Origin of the sequence: Streptococcus taonis (assembly GCF_029948085.1) — a bacterium.
In the GTDB taxonomy this organism is placed as follows: domain Bacteria; phylum Bacillota; class Bacilli; order Lactobacillales; family Streptococcaceae; genus Streptococcus; species Streptococcus taonis.
In genome coordinates this window covers 151,033-172,147 of record NZ_JARZZP010000002.1, presented here as the reverse complement: position 1 = coordinate 172,147, position 21,115 = coordinate 151,033, and the positions used below count along the sequence as shown (strand labels likewise).

Annotated in this window: 14 protein-coding genes and 2 pseudogenes; 15 read left to right on the top strand and 1 reads right to left on the bottom strand. The window is 41.6% G+C overall.

What is annotated here, in order from left to right:
- Positions 1-2: 2 nt before the first annotated feature.
- Positions 3-842 (top strand): thymidylate synthase, encoded by an 840-nt coding sequence (locus QEZ38_RS01705; RefSeq protein ID WP_281334820.1) that lies wholly within the window; start codon positions 3-5, stop codon positions 840-842.
- A gap of 130 nt (positions 843-972) precedes the next feature.
- On the opposite strand, the gene QEZ38_RS01700 is transcribed toward QEZ38_RS01705, so the two are convergent.
- Entirely contained in the window at positions 973-1,143 is a 171-nt protein-coding gene (locus tag QEZ38_RS01700) for a DUF3042 family protein (RefSeq protein WP_049526232.1), read from the bottom strand.
- Between the two features lie 120 nt (positions 1,144-1,263).
- On the opposite strand from QEZ38_RS01700, the gene miaA reads away from it, so the two are divergent.
- The 14 genes and pseudogenes from miaA (at position 1,264) to QEZ38_RS01640 (ending at position 21,063) form a co-directional block, all read left to right on the top strand.
- Positions 1,264-2,148 carry a tRNA (adenosine(37)-N6)-dimethylallyltransferase MiaA gene (miaA, locus tag QEZ38_RS01695; RefSeq protein WP_281334819.1) on the top strand — a complete coding sequence of 295 codons (885 nt, stop codon included), beginning with the start codon at positions 1,264-1,266 and terminating at the stop codon, positions 2,146-2,148.
- Entirely contained in the window at positions 2,141-3,379 is a 1,239-nt protein-coding gene (gene hflX, locus QEZ38_RS01690) for a GTPase HflX (RefSeq protein ID WP_281334818.1), read from the top strand. The genes miaA and hflX overlap by 8 nt, the downstream gene beginning before the upstream one ends.
- Positions 3,372-3,995 (top strand): cystathionine beta-lyase, encoded by a 624-nt coding sequence (locus tag QEZ38_RS01685; protein WP_281334817.1) that lies wholly within the window; start codon positions 3,372-3,374, stop codon positions 3,993-3,995. Before hflX ends, QEZ38_RS01685 begins: the two co-directional genes overlap by 8 nt.
- Before the next feature lie 14 nt (positions 3,996-4,009).
- Positions 4,010-4,939 (top strand): ribonuclease Z, encoded by a 930-nt coding sequence (gene rnz / locus QEZ38_RS01680; RefSeq protein WP_281334816.1) that lies wholly within the window; start codon positions 4,010-4,012, stop codon positions 4,937-4,939.
- A 20-nt stretch (positions 4,940-4,959) separates the two neighbouring features.
- Entirely contained in the window at positions 4,960-5,715 is a 756-nt protein-coding gene (locus tag QEZ38_RS01675) for an SDR family NAD(P)-dependent oxidoreductase (RefSeq protein WP_281334815.1), read from the top strand.
- A 401-nt stretch (positions 5,716-6,116) separates the two neighbouring features.
- Positions 6,117-6,446 (top strand): hypothetical protein, encoded by a 330-nt coding sequence (locus tag QEZ38_RS01670; RefSeq protein WP_281334814.1) that lies wholly within the window; start codon positions 6,117-6,119, stop codon positions 6,444-6,446.
- Positions 6,447-6,452: 6 nt separating this feature from the next.
- Complete coding sequence (locus QEZ38_RS01665; protein WP_006148098.1) at positions 6,453-6,647, top strand: helix-turn-helix transcriptional regulator; 195 nt, start codon at positions 6,453-6,455, stop codon at positions 6,645-6,647.
- Between the two features lie 233 nt (positions 6,648-6,880).
- Positions 6,881-8,629: a glycoside hydrolase family 13 protein gene (locus QEZ38_RS01660; protein ID WP_281334813.1), complete on the top strand. Its 1,749-nt coding sequence runs from the start codon at positions 6,881-6,883 to the stop codon at positions 8,627-8,629.
- Positions 8,630-8,644: 15 nt separating this feature from the next.
- Positions 8,645-9,202 (top strand): SMI1/KNR4 family protein, encoded by a 558-nt coding sequence (locus tag QEZ38_RS01655; protein ID WP_281334829.1) that lies wholly within the window; start codon positions 8,645-8,647, stop codon positions 9,200-9,202.
- 560 nt (positions 9,203-9,762) lie between these two features.
- Positions 9,763-9,930: pseudogene (locus QEZ38_RS09810) on the top strand (YSIRK-type signal peptide-containing protein); the annotation flags it as partial.
- A 210-nt stretch (positions 9,931-10,140) separates the two neighbouring features.
- A pseudogene (gene bgaA / locus QEZ38_RS01650) lies at positions 10,141-16,695 on the top strand (LPXTG-anchored adhesin/beta-galactosidase BgaA); the annotation flags it as partial.
- 33 nt (positions 16,696-16,728) lie between these two features.
- On the top strand, positions 16,729-17,307 hold the full coding sequence (locus QEZ38_RS09805) for an SIALI-17 repeat-containing surface protein (RefSeq protein WP_425445015.1): 579 nt from the start codon (positions 16,729-16,731) through the stop codon (positions 17,305-17,307).
- Between the two features lie 347 nt (positions 17,308-17,654).
- Positions 17,655-18,356 (top strand): ABC transporter ATP-binding protein, encoded by a 702-nt coding sequence (locus tag QEZ38_RS01645; RefSeq protein WP_153225307.1) that lies wholly within the window; start codon positions 17,655-17,657, stop codon positions 18,354-18,356.
- Between the two features lies 1 nt (position 18,357).
- Positions 18,358-21,063: an ABC transporter permease gene (locus tag QEZ38_RS01640; protein WP_281334811.1), complete on the top strand. Its 2,706-nt coding sequence runs from the start codon at positions 18,358-18,360 to the stop codon at positions 21,061-21,063.
- Positions 21,064-21,115 lie beyond the last annotated feature (52 nt).

The following is a 21,115-nucleotide window of genomic DNA, read 5'->3' as shown; positions in this document are numbered from 1 at the left end:
AAATGACAAAAGCAGATAAGATTTTTAAAGAAAATATCGAGCGAATTCTCAATGAAGGAGTCTTTTCAGAACAAGCACGTCCCAAGTATAAGGATGGAACAGTGGCTAACTCCAAGTACATCACAGGTGCTTTTGCGGAGTATGACTTGTCCAAGGGAGAATTTCCAATCACGACCTTAAGACCTATTCCTATCAAATCAGCTATCAAGGAAGTGCTCTGGATTTATCAGGATCAGTCAAATAGTCTAGAAGTTCTCAATGACAAGTACAATGTTCACTACTGGAATGACTGGGAAGTTGGAGATACAGGGACTATTGGGGAACGTTATGGGGCTGTTGTTAAGAAGCATGACATCATTAACAAGATTCTCAAACAGTTAGAAGCCAATCCTTGGAACCGTCGCAATATCATCTCACTTTGGGATTATCAAGCTTTTGAGGAAACAGATGGCCTTCTTCCTTGTGCCTTTCAAACCATGTTTGATGTCCGTCGTGTAGATGGGGAAATCTATTTGGATGCGACCTTGACCCAACGTTCTAACGATATGCTGGTGGCTCATCATATTAATGCTATGCAGTATGTGGCTCTTCAGATGATGATTGCTAAACACTTTGGTTGGAAAGTTGGAAAATTCTTCTACTTTATCAATAACCTTCACATTTATGACAATCAATTTGAACAAGCTCAGGAATTGCTTCGTCGTGAGCCTTCAAACTGCCAACCACGTTTGGTCTTAAATGTACCAGACAAGACCAACTTCTTTGATATTAAAGCAGAGGATTTTGATCTGGTTGATTATGATCCAGTCAAGCCACAGTTGAAGTTTGACTTGGCAATTTAATACTCTCTGAAAATCTCTTCAAACCACGCTAGATTCCTAGTTTCCTATTTGGTTTTTATTGAGTATATTTTATTGAGTATAAAAGAATAGAAAAAAAGAAGTTGAGAAAAATCCCAACTTCTTTTGTGTTTTAACGTGATACGCGACGACGCGCTGCTTTCTTACGGTTTTCTTCGATGAAAGCTGCTTTTTGTTCTTCTGGTTCGATCACTTTCTTTTTAACTGCGTAAACTGCACCTGCAACTGCAGCGACAGTTCCTGCAATACCTGTTACAAGACCTTTAGCGAAACCTTTAGCCATGAGTATTCCTCCTTTAACTTATAAATCAGCCAGCTACCTCAAGAGGTCGCATTTTTCTGACTGACCTTTTTGTGATATAATAATAGTAGCGAAAAAATGGGAATTTTTCAAGGAAAAAAGATGAAAACAAAAATAATTGTGATTGTTGGACCGACTGCAGTTGGAAAGACAGCTCTAGCCATTGAAGTTGCTAAGCGTTTTAATGGTGAAGTAGTTAGTGGAGATAGCCAACAAGTCTATCGAGGACTAGATATTGGGACAGCCAAGGCTAGTCCAGAGGAGCAGGCAAGTGTTCCTCATCACTTGATTGATGTGAGAGATGTAACCGAGTCTTACTCGGCTTTTGATTTTGTTTCAGAAGCTAAGGCAGCCATTGAGGATATTCAAAGTCGCGGCAAACTAGCTATTATCGCTGGTGGGACAGGTCTTTATATCCAGAGTCTGCTAGAAGGATATCATTTAGGTGGTGAGACTCCCCATGAGGAGATTTTAGCTTATCGAGCTAGTTTGGAGCCTTATACAGATGAGGAATTAGCCCATTTGGTGGATCAAGCAGGCCTTGCAATTCCCCAGTTTAATCGTCGCCGTGCCATGCGTGCCTTAGAAATTTCCCATTTTGGTCAAGACTTGGAAAATCAAGAGACCTTGTATGAGCCGCTGATTATTTGCTTGGATGATGAGCGTAGTCAATTGTATGAACGGATTAACCACCGTGTGGATTTGATGTTTGAAGCTGGACTATTGGATGAAGTCAAGTGGCTGTTTGACCATTATCCAGATGTACAGGCTGCTAAAGGCATTGGCTACAAGGAACTATTTCCCTATTTTCGTGGAGAGCAGAGCCTGGAGGAAGCTAGTGAGAGTCTTAAACAGGCGACCCGTCGTTTTGCCAAGCGCCAGCTAACCTGGTTCCGTAATCGTATGCAGGTGACCTTTTATCAGATAGGAGAATCTGGTGTAAAAGACCGTATTTTAAACCAGATTGAGGAGTTTTTAAATGATTGAAACGGAGAAAAAAGAGGAGCGAGTCCTGCTGATTGGTGTTGAACTCCAGGGCATGGATAATTTTGACCTCTCCATGGAAGAACTGGCTAGTCTAGCTAAAACGGCAGGGGCAGTTGTAGTCGATAGTTACAGACAAAAACGTGAAAAATACGATTCCAAGACCTTCGTCGGTTCTGGTAAGTTGGAAGAGATTGCTCAAATGGTGGATGCAGAAGAAATCACAACTGTCATTGTCAACAACCGTCTGACACCTCGCCAAAATGTCAATTTAGAAGAAGTTCTAGGGGTCAAGGTCATTGACCGCATGCAGTTGATTTTGGATATCTTTGCCATGCGGGCTCGAAGCCATGAAGGGAAGCTCCAAGTTCATCTAGCTCAGCTCAAATACCTCTTGCCTCGTTTGGTTGGTCAGGGGATTATGCTCAGCCGTCAGGCAGGGGGAATTGGTTCCCGTGGTCCAGGTGAAAGTCAGCTGGAGCTTAATCGTCGTAGTGTTCGCAACCAGATTACAGATATCGAGCGCCAGCTCAAGGTGGTTGAGAAAAATCGGGCGACAGTTCGAGAAAAACGTTTGGAGTCAAGTACTTTTAAGATTGGCTTGATTGGCTATACCAATGCTGGTAAGTCAACTATCATGAACACCTTGACTAGCAAGACCCAGTATGAGGCAGATGAGCTCTTTGCGACTTTGGATGCGACGACTAAAAGCATCCATATTGGTGGGAATCTACAGGTGACTTTAACTGATACTGTTGGGTTTATTCAAGATTTGCCGACAGAGTTGGTGTCAAGTTTCAAGTCAACCCTTGAAGAAAGCAAGCATGTAGATCTCTTGGTCCATGTCATCGATGCTAGCAATCCTTATCATGAGGAACATGAAAAAACAGTTCTCTCCATCATGAAAGACTTGGACATGGAGGATATTCCTCGCTTAACCCTTTATAATAAAGCGGATTTGGTAGAGGATTTCACGCCCACTCAAACGCCATATGCTCTGATTTCGGCAAAGTCTAAAGATAGTCGAGAGCAGTTGCAGGCTTTATTGCTAGATAAGATCAAGGAAATTTTTGAACCCTTTACTTTGCGCGTGCCTTTTTCTAAGGCTTACAAGATTCATGATTTGGAGAGTGTTGCGATTCTTGAAAAACGGGACTACCAAGATGATGGTCAAGTCATCACAGGCTACATTGCTGAGAAAAACAAATGGAGATTAGAGGAATTTTATGACTGATATCAAAACATTAGCTCTCAAGTATGGTGGGTATACCAGCTTAGATAAAGTATATCTAGATCAGCTTTTAGCTGGTAAATCTGACCAGGAGCAACTAGCCCTCATCACTCCTCCACCCAGTGTAGTGAATGCCTACTTTGCAGAACTCTATCAGAAAAAGAGCCCTCAAGCTGCGACAGATTATTTTGCTGAATTGAGTCAGGAGTTGAATCTTTACAATACTGAGCCAACTTTCACTCTGGAAAACAAGCCCTTTATTCGCCTCAATCTCTCTGGTAAATCCTTTGGATTTTGCTACGAGAAAGAAGGTCTAGGTCGCATTTTCTCTGAACACGAGGAAGCAATTACAGATGAATTACTCTTTGAGATTGCGCAAATTTTTCCTCATCAGCTAGTTTTTGAGGAGTCTGGTAAAATCTACATGAAGGAGCTTGGAGAGGAAGAAGTTGTCTCTGTGGAGAGTTTGACGCCTTTAACCGACTTGGAAACTCTGGCAGATGGAAGAAAACGACTCAAAGGCTATAGTCAAGAGGATTTACTACAAGAAGCTAAATCTTTCTCTGGCAAGTTTTATTACCGCTCGGAAAATAGAACTGCTATGTTATATATTGATTAATTAGAAAGTATCGAATGGATATTCAATTTTTAGGAACGGGGGCTGGTCAGCCCTCTAAAGCCCGCAACGTTTCAAGTCTCGCCCTGAAACTCTTGGACGAGATTAACGAAGTTTGGCTCTTTGACTGTGGCGAAGGAACGCAAAATCGCATTCTGGAAACCACGATTCGACCACGAAAGGTCAGCAAAATCTTTATTACTCACCTACATGGAGACCACATCTTTGGATTGCCTGGTTTTCTCTCTAGTCGTGCCTTTCAAGCCAATGAAGAGCAAACAGATTTGGAAATCTATGGTCCCCAAGGCATCAAGTCATTTGTCTTGACTAGTTTGCGTGTCTCTGGTTCACGCCTACCCTATAAGATTCATTTCCATGAGTTTGACCAAGATTCTCTAGGGAAAATTCTTGAAACAGATAAATTCACGGTGTATGCGGAAGAGTTGGATCACACTATTTTCTGTGTGGGTTATCGTGTCATGCAAAAGGATCTAGAAGGGACCTTGGACGCTGAAAAACTAAAGGCTGCTGGTGTACCATTTGGACCGCTTTTTGGAAAAATCAAAAACGGTCAGGATGTTGTATTAGAGGACGGCACCGAGATCAAGGCAGCAGATTATATCTCAGCACCGCGACCTGGTAAGATTATTACCATTTTGGGAGATACTCGAAAAACAGATGCCAGTGTGCGTCTTGGTGTCAATGCAGATGTTCTTGTCCATGAGTCGACTTATGGCAAGGGAGACGAAAAGATTGCCCGCAATCATGGCCACTCAACCAATATGCAGGCTGCACAAGTAGCGGCAGAAGCAGGAGCCAAACGACTCTTGCTCAACCATATCAGTGCACGCTTTCTTTCAAAAGACATTAGCCAGCTCAAGAAAGATGCGGCAACGATTTTTGAAAACGTCCATGTGGTCAAAGACTTGGAAGAAGTGGAAATCTAGAAGATTGAGAAAGGAAAAGTATGTCGACTATTCTCATTACAGGTGCTAGCGGGGGTCTAGCTCAAGAAATGGTCAAACTCTTGCCCAATGATCAATTGATTTTGCTGGGTAGAAATAGAGAAAAATTAGCTCAACTATACGGAAATCATCCACAGGCTGAATTGGTTGAGATTGATATTACCGATGCTCAAGCCCTAGAATGCCTAGTAGCTGAACTCTACCAGCGCTATGGAAAGATTGATGTTTTGATTAATAATGCTGGCTACGGGATTTTTGAAGATTTTGACAATATCTCTGATCAAGATATTCATCAGATGTTTGAGGTTAACACCTTTGCTTTAATGAATCTGTCTCGGTTGGTTGCAGCTTGTATGAAGGAAATCCGAAAAGGCCATATCATCAATATCGTTAGTATGGCTGGTTTGATAGCAACTGGAAAGTCCAGTCTTTACTCAGCGACCAAGTTTGCGGCTATTGGTTTTTCAAATGCTCTTCGCCTTGAGCTCATGCCCTATGGTGTCTATGTGACGACGGTTAATCCAGGTCCGATTCGTACAGGATTTTTTGACCAGGCTGATCCAGATGGAACCTATCTTAAGTCGGTTGATCGTTTTCTCTTGGAACCTGACGCAGTAGCCCAAAAGATTGTTAAGACCATAGGGAAAAACAAACGCGAGCTCAATCTCCCTCTTTTGTTAAATTTAGCTCATAAATTTTACACCCTCTTTCCCAAGTTAGCAGATAAGTTAGCTGAAGAAACCTTTAATTATAAGTGATGAAGCTGTTTCCTTGAGGAATGGCTTTTTGTTTTAATTAGGAGAAGTTGTTGATCAAAAATAATCCCTGAAAATACTGGTAGTTTATCTCTATTTGATAGTTTTGGAGTATAATTGAGATAAGAAAGCAGATTAAAGAGAGAATAAACTCCGAGTCTAACATAACTAAAAGTATATCTATAGCCAAAGCTTATGAAGTCAAGATAAAATAGGTTTAAAAGAACTTGCCCTTTGTCGGATTGATTAGACTGAAAATTGGAGTTAGGAATATTCTTAGAATAGATGAAGAAAATAAAAAAGCCTAAGAATGTTAAAACATCTTGACATTTCATCGATTTAGAGTATAATAAAAAATGTAAAGAGCTCTTGACATTTTTTTGACGAATTGGAGGAATAGGACTATGAGAAAAATGGATGAAATGGACAGAGCGATTCAGCTACGTTCTGAGGAATGGGGTTATAAAACGGCTCTATTTGGCTTATGTGGATGGACAGTATTTAATATTTATCAATCTATTACAAAAGGCATTGAACTTGAAATGTTACCATGTCTGATTTTATGTTTATCTATTTCTATTCAAGGATTTACTCAACATGCAATAAAACATAAAATGATTGACGGTGATGAAGAGTTTAAAGAACCAAATAAACTTGTTCAAGGAGTAATTTTGATGGTTGTTATCCTTATCGTAGTTTTGGCGATTGGCATTTATTGTTTTCAGAAAGACTAATGCTGTATGAAAAATAATATCAAACAGTTAAGAAAGTCTGAAGGACTACGTCAGGAAGATATGGCAAAAATATTAGGCGTTAGTCGACAAACCATAATTGCTATTGAGAATGACAAGTACAATCCTACACTTGAACTAGCAATGAAAATTGCAAGGTTGCTACGACTACATGTTGAAGAAATTTTCATTCTAGAGGATTAAAGATATCAGATAGCATTTATTTTAATCATCTGCTCCGTAATGATGAGAGAGTTTTCCAGTTCATGGAAACTCTCTTTTTAAAGCTCAAAAAGAGTCTACTCAATTTTACCCTTGTCCATCTATATATCTATCGTAAAACTGGTATAAAAATTGCAAATAAACAGTTAAAATAGTATACTAGAACTAGCAATTATGAAAACGTTTGCGTTTTTATTAATTTTAGGAGACAAGACATGGAATTAACAGCCATTTATCATAGACCAGAATCAGAGTATGCTTATCTGTATAAAGAAAATCAGTTGCATATCCGAATTAGAAGTAAGAAAAATGATATTCAGCAGGTCATCTTGCACTATGGAGATCCCTTTATTTTCATTGAGGATAAGTATGAAGCCAAGAAAGAAATGATTAAAGTAACCTCGGATGCTTTATTTGATTATTGGCAGGTTACGGTGTCGGTTAATTTTGCACGGATTCAGTATCTTTTTGAACTCCTTGATAAGGAAGGTCAGGGAGTCTTCTACGGAGATAAGGGATGTGTTGAATATACTCACGAAAACTTGGATGCTGATGGAAATGGCTTTAAACTTCCTTACATTCACGAAATCGATGGTTGCCAGGTTCCTAGTTGGGTTTCAGAAGCTGTGTGGTATCAGATTTTCCCAGAACGCTTTGCTAATGGAAATCCTAATTTGACTCCAGATGGAGCTCGAGAGTGGGATGCTGTCATTGCACCTAACATGGATGATTTTTTTGGTGGAGACTTACAAGGGATTATTGACCATTTAGACTATCTTAAAGATTTGGGAATCACTGGACTTTACCTATGTCCAATTTTTGAAGCAACGACCAATCACAAGTATGATACGACGGATTATTTTGAAATCGACCGTCACTTTGGAGACAAGGAAGTCTTTCGTAATCTAGTCGAGGAAGCCCACAAACGTGGGATCAAGATTATGCTAGATGCAGTATTTAATCATATTGGCAACCAGTCAGTCCAATGGCAGGATGTTCTAAAAAATGGAGAAAACTCAGTTTATAAAGATTGGTTCCATATCCAAGAATTCCCAGTTACTGAGGATAAACTTCAGAATCCAAGGCAACTCCCTTATCATACTTTTGCCTTTGCTAGCTATATGCCTAAGTTAAATACAGCCAATCCTGAAGTCAAAGACTATCTTCTCAGTGTTGCGACCTACTGGATTGAGAATTTTGATATCGATGCTTGGCGTTTGGACGTTGCTAATGAAATTGACCACCAGTTCTGGAGAGATTTCAGAAAGGCAGTTCTCGCTAAAAAGCCTGATTTGTATATACTAGGTGAAATCTGGCATACGTCTCAGCCTTGGCTACAAGGGGATGAGTTCCATGCTGTTATGAACTATCCGCTCTCTGAAAGTATCAAGGATTATTTCTTGCGTCAGCATAAAAAGACGGAGCAGTTTATTTCAGAAATCAACAGCCAGTCTATGTACTACAAGCAACAAATATCAGAAGTGATGTTTAACCTTCTTGATTCTCACGATACAGAGCGTATCCTCACAACTGCCAAAGGCGATCTCCAACATGTCAAGGCTGCTCTAGCTTTCCTCTACCTTCAAAAAGGGACTCCTTGTATCTATTACGGAACAGAGTTGGCCCTAATTGGTGGACCAGACCCTGACTGCCGTCGTGTCATGCCTTGGGAGCGTGTATCTGAGGATAATGATATGCTGAATTTTATGAAGAAATTAATCCAAGTCCGTAAGGAAGTGGCAAGTATGATTCAGCATGGAAATTATCGCTTGGAAGAAGTGAAACTAGATGTTTTATCCTTGAAGTGGAACTACCAAGGAAAAGAAGTTCAGGCAATCTTTAATCAGTCTAAAGAGAATTTTGTTTTAGAAAGAGATTCAGTTGATTTAGCGAGTCATTGCCAGTTTGAAGATGGACAACAAGTTATCTTGCCAGCTGGATTTGTGGTTTATATTTCTGAGTAAAGAAGGAATGAAATGATGGCACTCAAGGAAGTTTATGATTATTTTCGTCACTATGATAAGGACACTTATCAAGTTGTCGCCTGCATGGGCAATGAACCATCGGAAGAAGATGTTCAGGATTTTGAAAATCAATACGGCATTCGTCTGCCAGAAGATTTCAGAGAATTCACCATGTCATCTTTGGGAGGTCTCTTTATGGAGGTCAGAGAAGAGCTATGGCCAAGAGCCAAGGCTTACGATGTAGCCCCTTTTTGGACCTTCTGCAGAGGTATTAAGGTCTTGGGAATTGCCGATGGCATCCCAGACTTCTTAGACATTCGAATAAAAACTAAGGAATTACATGATTTAGGATTTGTTGACTATATTCCATTTCTGTCTATCATAGGGGATGGAGATGTGATTTTCTGCTTTGATAAGGACAATCATATAGTAGCTCTAGATTGGTATAATAGTGGCGAAACTGAAGAGCTTGAATGTGATTTTTCAGAGCTTTTGCTTCAGCAAATTGCCGAGCTTGAAGAACGTAAAAATGAGATGATCAAGCTTTTGGAAAAGGGGAAATCTAGTCAATAATCTAATAGGAAATATCAGTTTGATAGTCCGTAAAAGAGGTTGGGACAAAAGATCCCGACCTCACTTTTTATTAGCAATCAAACTTTGACGCGGTAGCTGATTGAACTTTCTGTTCGTCTTTTATACTCTTCGAAAATCTCTTCAAACCACGTCAGCGTCGCCTTGCCGTATATATGTTACTGACTTCGTCAGTTCTATCCACAACCTCAAAGCAGTGCTTTGAGCAACCTGCGGCTAGCTTCCTAGTTTGCTCTTTGATTTTCATTGAGTATTAGACTCCAAAAAGCTCCTAATCATCCTCGCGGGGCTGGGACTACGAAATCGAGACTTTGTCTATCGATTTCTGTCCCACCGCCTTTTTTAGTAAAATCATTCACTAAATGTACATTCAGATTTTTAAACTTTTCTACAAATTATAGAAAAAAGAATCAAAAGTATGATTTTTATGCTGCCAGTATTGAAGTTTCTTATATTATTTTATAAAATAGAAGCAAAATACTACTGAAAAAGTAGAGCGCTTACATAAAAATGGAAGCGGTTACCAATATAAGGAGGATCTTATGGGAAAAGATCATTGGAATCGAAAAAGAGTGTATAGTATCCGGAAATTTACGGTGGGTACTTGCTCAGTGCTCATCGGTACTTGCTCAGTCTTATTTGGAGCAAGTGTAGCTGGTGCAAACCCAGTTTCAGCTGATGAAACTCCAATTGCAGTTGCTGCAGAAAAAGTAGCGGATGATTCTCATAAAGAGGAACTTGGTGAAACAAGAAGTCCAGAACAGCCAGCATCAACTGAATCAGCTGCAAGTGAAGTTGCTACACCAGCTCATGCGGTTGAAAAGGCACAGGACGACCAAACTGTACAATCAGATTCTGATAAAAAAGTGGATTCCATGTTAGATAAGAAACCTCAAGCAATTACTCAAGACCAATCTGCTCAAACGGAAAAACCGGACCTAAAACCGGCTACCAGTGAGGAGGTAAATCAATTGGTTGAGGACCGTAAAGTAGAATTTAACCAAAACTGGCATTTTAAACTCAATGCTAATGCAAAAGACGCTATCAAACCAGATGCAGATGTATCAAGCTGGAAGAAATTAGACCTTCCTCATGACTGGAGTATCTACAATGACTTCGATCATGATTCTCCTGCCCAAAATGAGGGTGGACAACTCAATGGTGGTGATGCTTGGTATCGCAAGACCTTTAAACTAGATGAAAAAGACCTTAATAAGAATGTTCGCCTGGTCTTTGATGGAGTTTATATGGATTCGCAAGTCTATGTAAACGGTCAGCTAGTTGGTCACTATCCAAATGGTTACAACCAATTCTCATATGACATCACTGACTATCTCAATAAAGACGGTCGTGAGAATGTCGTAGCTGTACATGCGGTCAATAAACAACCAAGTAGCCGTTGGTATTCAGGAAGTGGTATTTACCGCGATGTTACCCTTCAAGTCACAGATAAGGTTCATGCTGAGAAAAATGGAACAACTATCTTAACACCAGACCTTGAAAAACAACAAAATGGTAAGGTTGATACTCATGTAACAAGTAAGATTGTCAATACAGATGACAAAGATCATGAAATTGTTGCTGAATACCAAATTATTGAACGAAATGGTCAGGCTGTAACGGACGTGGTTCGTACAGATAGTCAAGTCTTGAAAGCTCATCAATCAACTAGTCTAAATGCTATTTTGCAAGTTGAGAAACCAAAACTTTGGACAGTCCTTAACGACAAGCCTGCCCTTTATGAATTGGTAACTCGTGTCTATCGTGATGGCCAGTTGGTAGATGCTAAGAAAGATTTATTTGGTTATCGTTATTACAATTGGACTCCAAACGAAGGCTTCTCTTTGAATGGTGAACGGATTAAATTCCACGGTGTTTCTCTTCACCACGACCACGGAGCTCTAGGGGCTGAAGAAAACTATAAGGCAGAATACCGTCGTCTGAAACAGATGAAGGATATGGGTGTGAACTCTATCCGTACAACCCACAACCCAGCTAGTGAGCAGACCTTGCAGATCGCTGCAGAACTAGGTTTGTTGGTGCAAGAAGAAGCCTTCGATACTTGGTACGGTGGGAAGAAACAGTATGACTACGGACGTTTCTTTGACAAAGACGCCACTCACCCAGATGCTAAAAAAGGTGAAAAATGGTCTGATTTTGACCTACGTACAATGGTCGAGAGAGGCAAGAATAACCCTGCTATCGTCATGTGGTCTATCGGTAATGAAATCGGTGAAGCAGACGGTAAGGCTCGTTCTCTAGCGACTGTTAAACGCTTGGTCCAAGTTATTAAAGCAGTTGATAAGACACGCTATGTTACTATGGGAGCAGATAAGTTCCGCTTTGGTGATGGTAGTGGTGATCATGAAAAGATTGCCAACGAACTTGATGCGGTTGGATTTAACTACTCAGAGGACAACTACAAGAAGCTTCGTGCGAAACATCCGAATTGGTTGATTTACGGTTCAGAAACTTCTTCTGCAACTCGTACTCGTGGTAGCTATTTCCGTCCAGAAAGTGAGCTAGTTCATAGCAACCAAGCTTACCGTCATTATGAGCAATCAGACTATGGTAATGACCGTGTTGGTTGGGGTAAAACAGCCACTGCATCGTGGACTTTTGACCGTGACAATGCTGGTTATGCTGGTCAGTTTATCTGGACAGGTACCGACTATATCGGTGAGCCTACTCCATGGCACAACCAAAACAACACACCAGTTAAGAGTTCTTACTTTGGTATCGTAGATACAGCTGGCATTCCTAAGAATGACTACTACTTGTACCAAAGCCAATGGGTTTCTGCTCAGAAGAAACCAATGGTTCACCTCCTTCCTCATTGGAACTGGGAAGATCCTACTCTGAAAGCAAATGTAGCTGACGCAGATGGTAAGATTCCTGTTCGTGCATTTTCAAATGCTGCCAGTGTGGAACTATTCTTGAATGGTGAGTCCCTAGGTAAGAAAACCTTTAACAAGAAACAAACAAGCGATGGCCGTACTTACCAAGAAGGTGCCAATGCAAAGGAACTTTACCTTGAGTGGAAGGTTGCTTATCAACCTGGAACCTTGGAAGCAGTAGCTCGCGATGAGGCTGGTAATGAAATTGCTCGTGATAAGGTTACGACTGCTGGTGAACCTGCAGGTGTTCGCCTAGTCAAAGAAGAAAATGCTATCGCAGCAGACGGAAAAGATCTTACTTATATCTACTACGAAATCGTTGATAGCGCTGGTAATGTAGTTCCAACTGCCAATAACCTTGTTCGCTTCCAGTTGCACGGCCAAGGTCAGATTGTCGGTGTGGATAACGGTGAACAAGCAAGCCGTGAACGTTACAAAGAGCAAGCTGACGGTTCATGGGTTCGTAAAGCTTTCAATGGTAAGGGTGTTGTCATTGTCAAATCAACTGAGCAAGCTGGTAAATTTACCTTGACTGCTCATTCTGATCTCTTGAAATCTGATCAAACTACTATCTTCACAGGTAAGAAAGACCAAGCTGAAAAAACAGTTTTGGGTACAGAAGTTGCTAAAGTCCGTACTGTTATCGGTCAAGCACCGAAAATGCCTAAGAAGGTTGCCTTTATCTACAGTGATGGTAGCCGTACAAAACTTCCAGTAGAATGGTCAGCAGTTGATGTCAACGAACCAGGAATTGTGACTGTTAAGGGTGTGGCAGATGGACGTGAAGTAGAAGCGCGTGTTGAAATCTTGGCTCTTGAAGCAGAATTGCCTGTAGTTAAGAGAATCGCTCCAAATACAGACCTAAGTTCAGTTGACAAATCTGTTTCTTACGTATTGTCAGATGGTACTGTGGCGAGCTACGAAGTTAATAAGTGGGAAATTGCAGCTGAAGATCAAGCTAAACTAGCTATTGCAGGATCACGCATTCAAGCTAAAGGTATTTTAGAAGATGAAGAAATCACTGCGACCTTGGTAGTGGCAGAAGGTGAAACTGCTAATCCAGTAGTCCCAAGTGTAACCGTAGCAGACCAAGCTGTAGAAGGTCTTTCAACTGACCAACCTGTAAAATATCACAAGCTTGCTTATGGAGCATCCTTGCCAGAGGTCAAAGCTACAGCCGAAAATGCTCAAGTGACAGTTATTCAAGCTAATGAAGCAAATGGTATGCGTGCAAGCATCCATGTTCAACCAAACGATGGTGGTCCACTACAAACTTATGCTATCCAATTCCTACAAGAAGCTCCACAAATTGGACGTTTGAGCCTAGAAGTTGAAAATGCAGCTGCTTTGAAAGAAGACCAAACAGTCGGTATCAAGGTCTTGGCTCACTACCAGGATGGTACACAAGCAGTCTTGAAAGCTGACAAGGTTAGCTTCTCAACTTCAGGTGAGGGAGATGTAGCCGTTCGTAAAGGTCTGCTTGAATTGCATAAACCTGGTCAAGTAACTCTGAAAGCTCAATTTGAAGGAGCAGAAGGCCAGATTGACTTGAACATTCAAGCAAATACTGAAAGCAAAGTTGTCCAAGCCATCCGTCCAGTTAGTGTCGTGACAGGTTTGAACCAAGAACCAAGTCTACCTGCTACTGTAACTGTAGAGTATGACAAAGGATTTCCGAAGGTTCACAAGGTGACTTGGCAAGCAGTTGCTAAGGAAGACCTTGCTAAATACCATAGTTTTGAAGTCCTAGGTAAAGTTGAAGGAATCGAGAAAGAAGCTCATGCTAAGGTATCTGTCGAAGGTATCATTGCTGTCGAAGAAGTGAGCGTAACTACTCCAGTTGCAGAAGCTCCTCAACTACCAGAGAGCGTTCGTACTTACCACTCAAATGGCCAAGTCTCTTCAGCTAAAGTAACTTGGGACGCAATTGAACCAAGCCAATACGCACAAGAAGGCAAGTTTACTGTGACAGGACATGTCGAAGGTACTCAACTACCAACTAAACTTCATGTTCGTGTATCTGCTCAGACAGAAACTGGTGCAAATATTTCTGACCAGTGGACTGGTTCAGAATTGCCACTTGCCTTTGCATCAGACTCAAATCCAAGTGACTCAGTAGCCAATGTCAATGACAAACTAATCTCATATAACAACCAACCAGCAAACCGCTGGACAAACTGGAACCGTACAAGTGAAGCATCAGTGGGAATTCTCTTTGGTGACTCTGGTATCATGTCTAAACGTTCAGTGGATAACATCAATGTAGCCTTCCACGAAGACCACGGTGTTGGTGCACCTAAATCCTATGTCATCGAATACTATGTCGGTTCAGCAACTCCAACAGTTCCTAAGAATCCAAGCTTCGTAGCACGCGAAGACCATGTCTTTAATGACGCTAAAAACTGGAAAGAAGTAACAAATCTCAAGGCTCCAGATCAAGTCAGAGCTGGAGAAATGACCCACTTTAGCTTTGATAAAGTCAACACTTACGCAGTTCGTATACGCATGGTTCGACCAGATGGTAAATGGGGTACTTCTATTACAGAAATGCAAATCTTCTCTAAACAAGTAGCTGCAGCTAAGAATGCTCAAGCAAAAATCCAAGTAGATGGAAAAGATTTGCCAAACTTTAACCCAGGCTTGACTGACTACTATCTAGAAGCAAGCCAAGGAAAAGCTCCAGCTGTTACAGCAAGTGTCACTGAAAATGGTATTGCAACAGTTGTACCAAGCGTAGGTGAAGGAGATCCAGTTCGTGTTGTTGTCAAGGCTGAAAACGGAGATATCCTAGGTGAATACCGCCTACACTTCACAAATGATAAAGATTTGCTCGCAAGTAAACCTGTTGCTGTTGCCAAATCCTCTCGCTTGGTTGCTAAAGGACAAGCCTTAGAATTACCAGCCAAAGTTCCTGTTTACTTTACAGGAAAAGATGGCTATGAAGTCAAGGACTTGGCTGTTGACTGGGAAGCAGTTCCAGCAGAAAATCTAACAAAAGCAGGTGAATTTACAGTTCATGGTCGCGTTTTGGGTACTGATTTAACTGCTGAAGTAGCTGTTCGTGTAACAGACAAACTCGGAGAAAATCTTTCAGACAACCCAGACTTCGATGACGATAGCAACCGTTCATTTGCCTCAGCAACTAACGATATTGATCCAAACTCTCATGACCGTGTAGATTATGTTAACGATGGTTCAGATGATGAAAGCCGTCGTTGGACCAACTGGTCTCCAACTCCATCTTCTAATCCAGAAGTTTCAGTAGGGGTTATCTTTAGAGAAGCTGGTAAGATTGTTGAGCGTTCAGTAGCAGAAGGAAGCATTCGATTCTTTGCAGATGGTGGAACAGACGCCCCTTCTAAACTAGTATTAGAACGCTATGTTGGACCAGAATTTGATTCACCAGAATATTACTCTAACTACCAACCATACGATCCTGATCACCCATTCAACACTCCTTCTAACTGGGAGAAAGTTGAATACCGTGCGGATCAAGAGATTCAAGCAGGAACTGACATCCATGTAACCTTTGCACCAGTCAAAGCTAAAGCTATGAGATGGCGCATGGACAGAAAAGCAGACAAGAAGGGTGTGGCTATCACTGAAATGGCCTTTATCGCACCAAGTGAAGCACCTAAGGACAATACAGCTTCTAAACTTCTTGTGGATGGTAGAGAGCTTGCTGACTTCTCTGAAGCTCGTGTGGATTACCAAGTAACCTATAGTGGAAACCGTCCTAAAGTGACCGTTGAAGCTGGTGAAAACGTAGCGGCAACAGTTGTCGATAGTGGTGACGATAAACTTCCAGTCTTGGTACGTCTCGTTTCAGAAAGTGGTAAACACGTCAAGGAATACCGTATCCAATTGACCAAAGAAAAGGTTGAAACTGGAAAAGTTGCCCCAGCTGTTCAGGAAGAGCTTCCTAGCCTAGAAGTGGTAGAAGAAGCTCTCAGCTTCAAGACAGTGAAGAAAGAAGATCCAACTCTAGCAGAAGGTGAAACTCGTGTAACTCAAGCAGGTCGTGAAGGTAAAGAACGTATCCTGACTGAAGTAGCACTAGATGGAAGCCGTACTGAAAAACTTCGTGAAACTATTGAAGCACCGCAAGATGAGATTGTCTTAGTCGGAACTAAGAAAGAAGTATCTGGTAAAACAGATCCAGCTATCCATGAGGTTCCAGAATTTACTGGTGGAGTAAATGGTGTCGAAGCAGCTGTTCATGAAGTTCCAGAATACACAGGAGCTATTGGCACAGTAGGTGATGAAGCAGCACCAGTAGTAGAAGTCCCAGAATTCAAGGGTGGCGTTAACGCAGTCGAAGCAGCTGTTCATGAAGCTCCAGAATACACTGAAGCTATTGGCACAGCAGGCGATGAAGCAGCACCAGTAGTGGAAATCCCAGAATACACAGGCAGTGTGAATGGAGCAGAAGCAGCTGTTCATGAAGTTCCAGAATACACTGAAGCTATTGGTACAGCAGGTGATGAAGCAGCACCAGTAGTAGAAGTCCCAGAATTCAAGGGTGGCGTTAACGCAGTCGAAGCAGCTGTTCATGAAGCTCCAGAATACACTGAAGCTATTGGCACAGCAGGCGATGAAGCAGCACCAGTAGTGGAAATCCCAGAATACACAGGCAGTGTGAATGGAGCAGAAGCAGCTGTTCATGAAGTTCCAGAATACACTGAAGCTATTGGTACAGCAGGTGATGAAGCAGCACCAGTAGTAGAAGTCCCAGAATTCAAGGGTGGCGTTAACGCAGTCGAAGCAGCTGTTCATGAAATCCCAGAATACACAGGAGCTATTGGTACAGCAGGTGAAGAAGTAGCTGTTCAGGAAGTAAGCCCAGAATTCACAGGCAGTGTCAATGGAGCAGAAGCAGCTATCCATGAAGTCCCAGAATTTACTGGTGGTGTGAATGGTGAAGCAGCAGCTGTTCAAGAAGTAGGTCCAGAATTCACAGGTGGTGTCAATGGATCAGAAGGAGCTATCCATGAACTTCCAGAATTCAAAGATGAGCAGTCACAAATAGCTCTTGCTATGTCACAAGATAAGACCTACCAAGCACCTGCAAGTCATCAATACAAACTCCCAGAGACAGGCACTAAAGAAAATGCTGGCCTTGCAGCCGTAGGTGTTGTAGGAGCACTTCTTGGTATGTTTGCAATGGGCAAGAAAAGAGACGACGAATAAGATGATGTAAAAGCATCCAAGTCATAGAGATTGGATCAAGAGACTAATCTCGACAATAAAAAGCGGACAAAACTAGTTTTCTGATAAACAGAAGCTGGTCTTGTTCGCTTTTTTATCTAAACAATTAATTGCAAAAGAAGACCAGAGATGATATTCGACAAAAAACTAAAATAACAAACTAGAGGAATTGCCTCAGAAACATGGTGAGTAAGGCATGGCTATACTGACTTGAATTCAGCTCATCTGAGGACTTTGAAAATCTCTCTAAAGTCTACAGGGATAAGCTTTCTTTCTCTCCTCAAAAGAGTTATAATAAAGATGAAAATAGGAGAAGAGGAGGAGATAGGATGGCTTATATTGAAATGAAAAACAGCTATAAGAGGTATCATACTGGTGATACAGAAATCGTAGCCAATCGAGATGTCAACTTCGAGATTGAAAAGGGAGAACTAGTCATTGTCCTTGGGTCATCTGGTGCAGGGAAGTCAACCGTTTTAAATATTCTAGGTGGTATGGATACAAACGATGAAGGGCAAGTCTGGATTGATGGAACTAATATCTCGAATTTCACTTCTCATCAGAGAACTAACTATCGTAGAGATGACGTTGGCTTTGTCTTTCAATTTTACAACTTGGTTTCTAACTTGACTGCCAAGGAAAATGTTGAGCTTGCTTCAGAAATTGTTGCCGATGCCTTGGATCCTGAGCAGGTTCTCAAGGATGTAGGTTTAGGACACCGTCTAAATAACTTTCCAGCTCAGCTGTCAGGCGGTGAGCAACAACGAGTATCCATTGCTCGAGCGGTGGCAAAAAATCCTAAAATTCTCCTTTGTGATGAACCAACGGGAGCTTTGGACTACCAGACGGGTAAGCAGGTTCTAAAGATTCTTCAAGATATGTCACGTAAGAAGGGGGCTACCGTTATCATTGTGACCCATAATGCCTCCCTAGCTCCAATAGCTGATCGGGTGATTCAGATGCATGATGCCAGTGTCAAGAGTGTTGTCCTCAATCCTCAACCACAGGATATTGATGATTTGGAGTACTGAGATGAAAAGAAAGACATATTGGAAAGACCTGCTCCAGTCTTTCACAGGTTCAAAGGGACGGTTTTTATCCATCCTAACTCTAATGATGTTAGGTTCTTTAGCCGTGGTTGGTCTCAAAGTAGCCAGTCCCAATATGGAGCGAACAGCTTGGGCTTATCTGAAAGATACTAATGCGGCAGATATGACCGTCATAGCAGATTATGGTCTAGATCAGGCAGACCAGGAAGAATTGCAAAACCATACGGGAGCAGATGTTGAATTTGGTTATATGACAGATTTGACTCTGGCAAACAGTGAAGATGCCATACGGATCTTTTCAAATACTAAAAAGATTTCAAAATTTGAGGTGACACAAGGACGTTTGCCTGAGAAAGAGGATGAATTGGCCTTGGCGGACTTTTGGAAAGACCGTTATCAGATTGGTCAAGTCATTCAGTTGAGCCAAAAGAAGGGCAGTAATTCTCAGTTGAAGCGGGATAGTTATACCATTACAGGCTTCGTCCACTCTCCAGATATTTTCTCAAAAACGGATATGGGGAGTTCAGCTAGTGGAAATGGGAACTTAGCAGCCTATGGTGTCGTAACTGAAGCAAATTTTAAGAGCTCTGTTTACACGATTGCCCGCCTGCGTTTTGCTAGTCTAACAGATGTCAATCCTTTCTCTAGTGATTACGAAAAGAAGCTAGAGAAAGAAGAAGCAACTCTAAAGAACTTAGTTGCTGATAATGGTCAAGCGCGGCTAGAGAAAATGAAGAAAGATGCTCAAAAATCACTTGATGAAGGAAAGAAGCAACTGGATGAAGCAGAGACCAACTTGACAGCGGGTAAGAAACGCCTGCAGGAAGTCGAAACGCGTTTACAAGCTCAAGAAAATCAAGTGAGCCAACTACCAGAACCACAAAAAAGTCAAGCATCTAGTCAGTTAGAAGAAGCAAAAGACCAACTAAAGCAAGAAAAGGAAAAGCTGAGCCAAGCCGAAACAGATCTTACTAAGGAAAAGGCTAAGTGGCAGACCAGTCAGGATGAGGTCAATGCTCTAACAGAGCCAACCTATCATGTCTACAATCGCAAGAGTTCTCCTACTGGTCAAGGTTACCTCATGTATAGTAACTCGGCCATGAGTATTCGTGCCGTAGGGAATATCTTTCCAGTTGTTCTCTATGCCGTTGCAGCCATGGTTACCTTTACCACCATGACTCGTTTTGTAGATGAGGAAAGAACCAATGCTGGTATTTTCAAAGCTCTAGGCTACCATAGCAAAGACATCATTGCTAAGTTTGTGATTTATGGTCTGGTTGCTGGGACTCTTGGAACCCTTCTAGGAATTCTGATTGGACATTACATCTTAGCACCTACTATTTCGCATATCATCACTGAGCGAATGATTGTTGGAGAGAGTCAGCAATATTTCTACTGGACCTATAGTTGCTTAGCTTTGGGACTAAGCTTAGTAGCTAGTGTCCTACCTGCTTACCTTGTATCTCGCAGAGAATTGCATGAAGAAGCAGCACAATTATTACTACCCAAGCCACCAGTCAAGGGCTCAAAGATTCTCTTGGAGCGGATCACCTTTATCTGGTCTCATTTGAGCTTTACCCAAAAGGTAACTGCTCGCAATATTTTCCGTTACAAACAACGCATGCTGATGACCATTTTTGGAGTTGCAGGTTCAGTAGCCCTCCTCTTTGCAGGGCTTGGTATTCAATCCTCTGTGGTTGGCGTGGCAGACAGGCAGTTTAAGGATCTGCAACAATATCAGATGATTCTCTCTGTCAATTCTCGAGCTTCAGATTCTGATAAGGAAAAGCTAGAAGAAAAATTGCAGAGTGATGAAGTTGAAAACTATCGTTTAATTTCTTCCAAACAGGTTGAGGAAAAGTATGCTGGCAAGGCAGGTGTTCAAACCGTGACCATGATGGTAACGGATCAAGATGATCTGGTTCCCTTTGTCCTCCTAGAAAAAAATGGGGAAAAACTGAGCTTATCTAACGGACTTGTTCTGACTGAAAAATTAGCCCAGTTGGCAGGAGTTTCCCTTGGTGACAACTTTACAATAGATGGAAAAACCTTTAAGGTTGGAGCCATTACCGAACACTACGTGGGCCATTTTGTTTATATGAATCAGGCGACCTATGAGAAAATTTATGGTCAAGCTCCCAAGATGAACACCTATCTGGTCCAACTCAAGGATAAAAGTGAAGGAAATACTGAAACCGTCGCAGGAGAATTTATGGATCTAGCTGCTGTCAGTGGCCTCGTTCAAAACGCCTCCACCATTCAGCTCTTTGAAAGTTTTGCCAATTCTCTGAATCATACCATGGCGATTTTGGTGCTGGTATCGGTGCTACTAGCTATTGTGATTCTCTATAATTTGACCAACATCAATGTTGCTGAACGGATTAGGGAACTCTCAACCATCAAGGTTCTTGGTTTTCATAACAAAGAAGTGACCCTTTATATCTATCGGGAGACCATCCTATTGTCACTAATTGGAATGATTGTAGGTCTAGTCTCAGGCTTTTATCTCCATCAATTTCTCATTCAGATGATCGCACCTGGAACCTTCCGTTTTCAACCGAAAGTCGGCTGGGAAGTGTATCTCATTCCAATTCTAGCTGTTAGTGTCATTTTGACCATTCTAGGCTTTTTTGTCAATCATTATCTCCGAAAGGTAGATATGCTTGAAGCCCTCAAGTCTGTAGAATAGTTGGTCGAGGACAAAAACAAATAAGAAAGCCCTTTGTGGCTTTTTTATTTTC

What these genes read in the sequence shown, in the direction of transcription:
- QEZ38_RS01705 (WP_281334820.1), top strand. Translation starts at nt 3, where the DNA reads ATGACAAAAGCAGATAAGATTTTTAAAGAAAATATCGAGCGAATTCTC.
- QEZ38_RS01700 (WP_049526232.1), bottom strand. Translation starts at nt 1,143, where the DNA reads ATGGCTAAAGGTTTCGCTAAAGGTCTTGTAACAGGTATTGCAGGAACT.
- miaA (WP_281334819.1), top strand. Translation starts at nt 1,264, where the DNA reads ATGAAAACAAAAATAATTGTGATTGTTGGACCGACTGCAGTTGGAAAG.
- hflX (WP_281334818.1), top strand. Translation starts at nt 2,141, where the DNA reads ATGATTGAAACGGAGAAAAAAGAGGAGCGAGTCCTGCTGATTGGTGTT.
- QEZ38_RS01685 (WP_281334817.1), top strand. Translation starts at nt 3,372, where the DNA reads ATGACTGATATCAAAACATTAGCTCTCAAGTATGGTGGGTATACCAGC.
- rnz (WP_281334816.1), top strand. Translation starts at nt 4,010, where the DNA reads ATGGATATTCAATTTTTAGGAACGGGGGCTGGTCAGCCCTCTAAAGCC.
- QEZ38_RS01675 (WP_281334815.1), top strand. Translation starts at nt 4,960, where the DNA reads ATGTCGACTATTCTCATTACAGGTGCTAGCGGGGGTCTAGCTCAAGAA.
- QEZ38_RS01670 (WP_281334814.1), top strand. Translation starts at nt 6,117, where the DNA reads ATGAGAAAAATGGATGAAATGGACAGAGCGATTCAGCTACGTTCTGAG.
- QEZ38_RS01665 (WP_006148098.1), top strand. Translation starts at nt 6,453, where the DNA reads ATGAAAAATAATATCAAACAGTTAAGAAAGTCTGAAGGACTACGTCAG.
- QEZ38_RS01660 (WP_281334813.1), top strand. Translation starts at nt 6,881, where the DNA reads ATGGAATTAACAGCCATTTATCATAGACCAGAATCAGAGTATGCTTAT.
- QEZ38_RS01655 (WP_281334829.1), top strand. Translation starts at nt 8,645, where the DNA reads ATGGCACTCAAGGAAGTTTATGATTATTTTCGTCACTATGATAAGGAC.
- QEZ38_RS01645 (WP_153225307.1), top strand. Translation starts at nt 17,655, where the DNA reads ATGGCTTATATTGAAATGAAAAACAGCTATAAGAGGTATCATACTGGT.
- QEZ38_RS01640 (WP_281334811.1), top strand. Translation starts at nt 18,358, where the DNA reads ATGAAAAGAAAGACATATTGGAAAGACCTGCTCCAGTCTTTCACAGGT.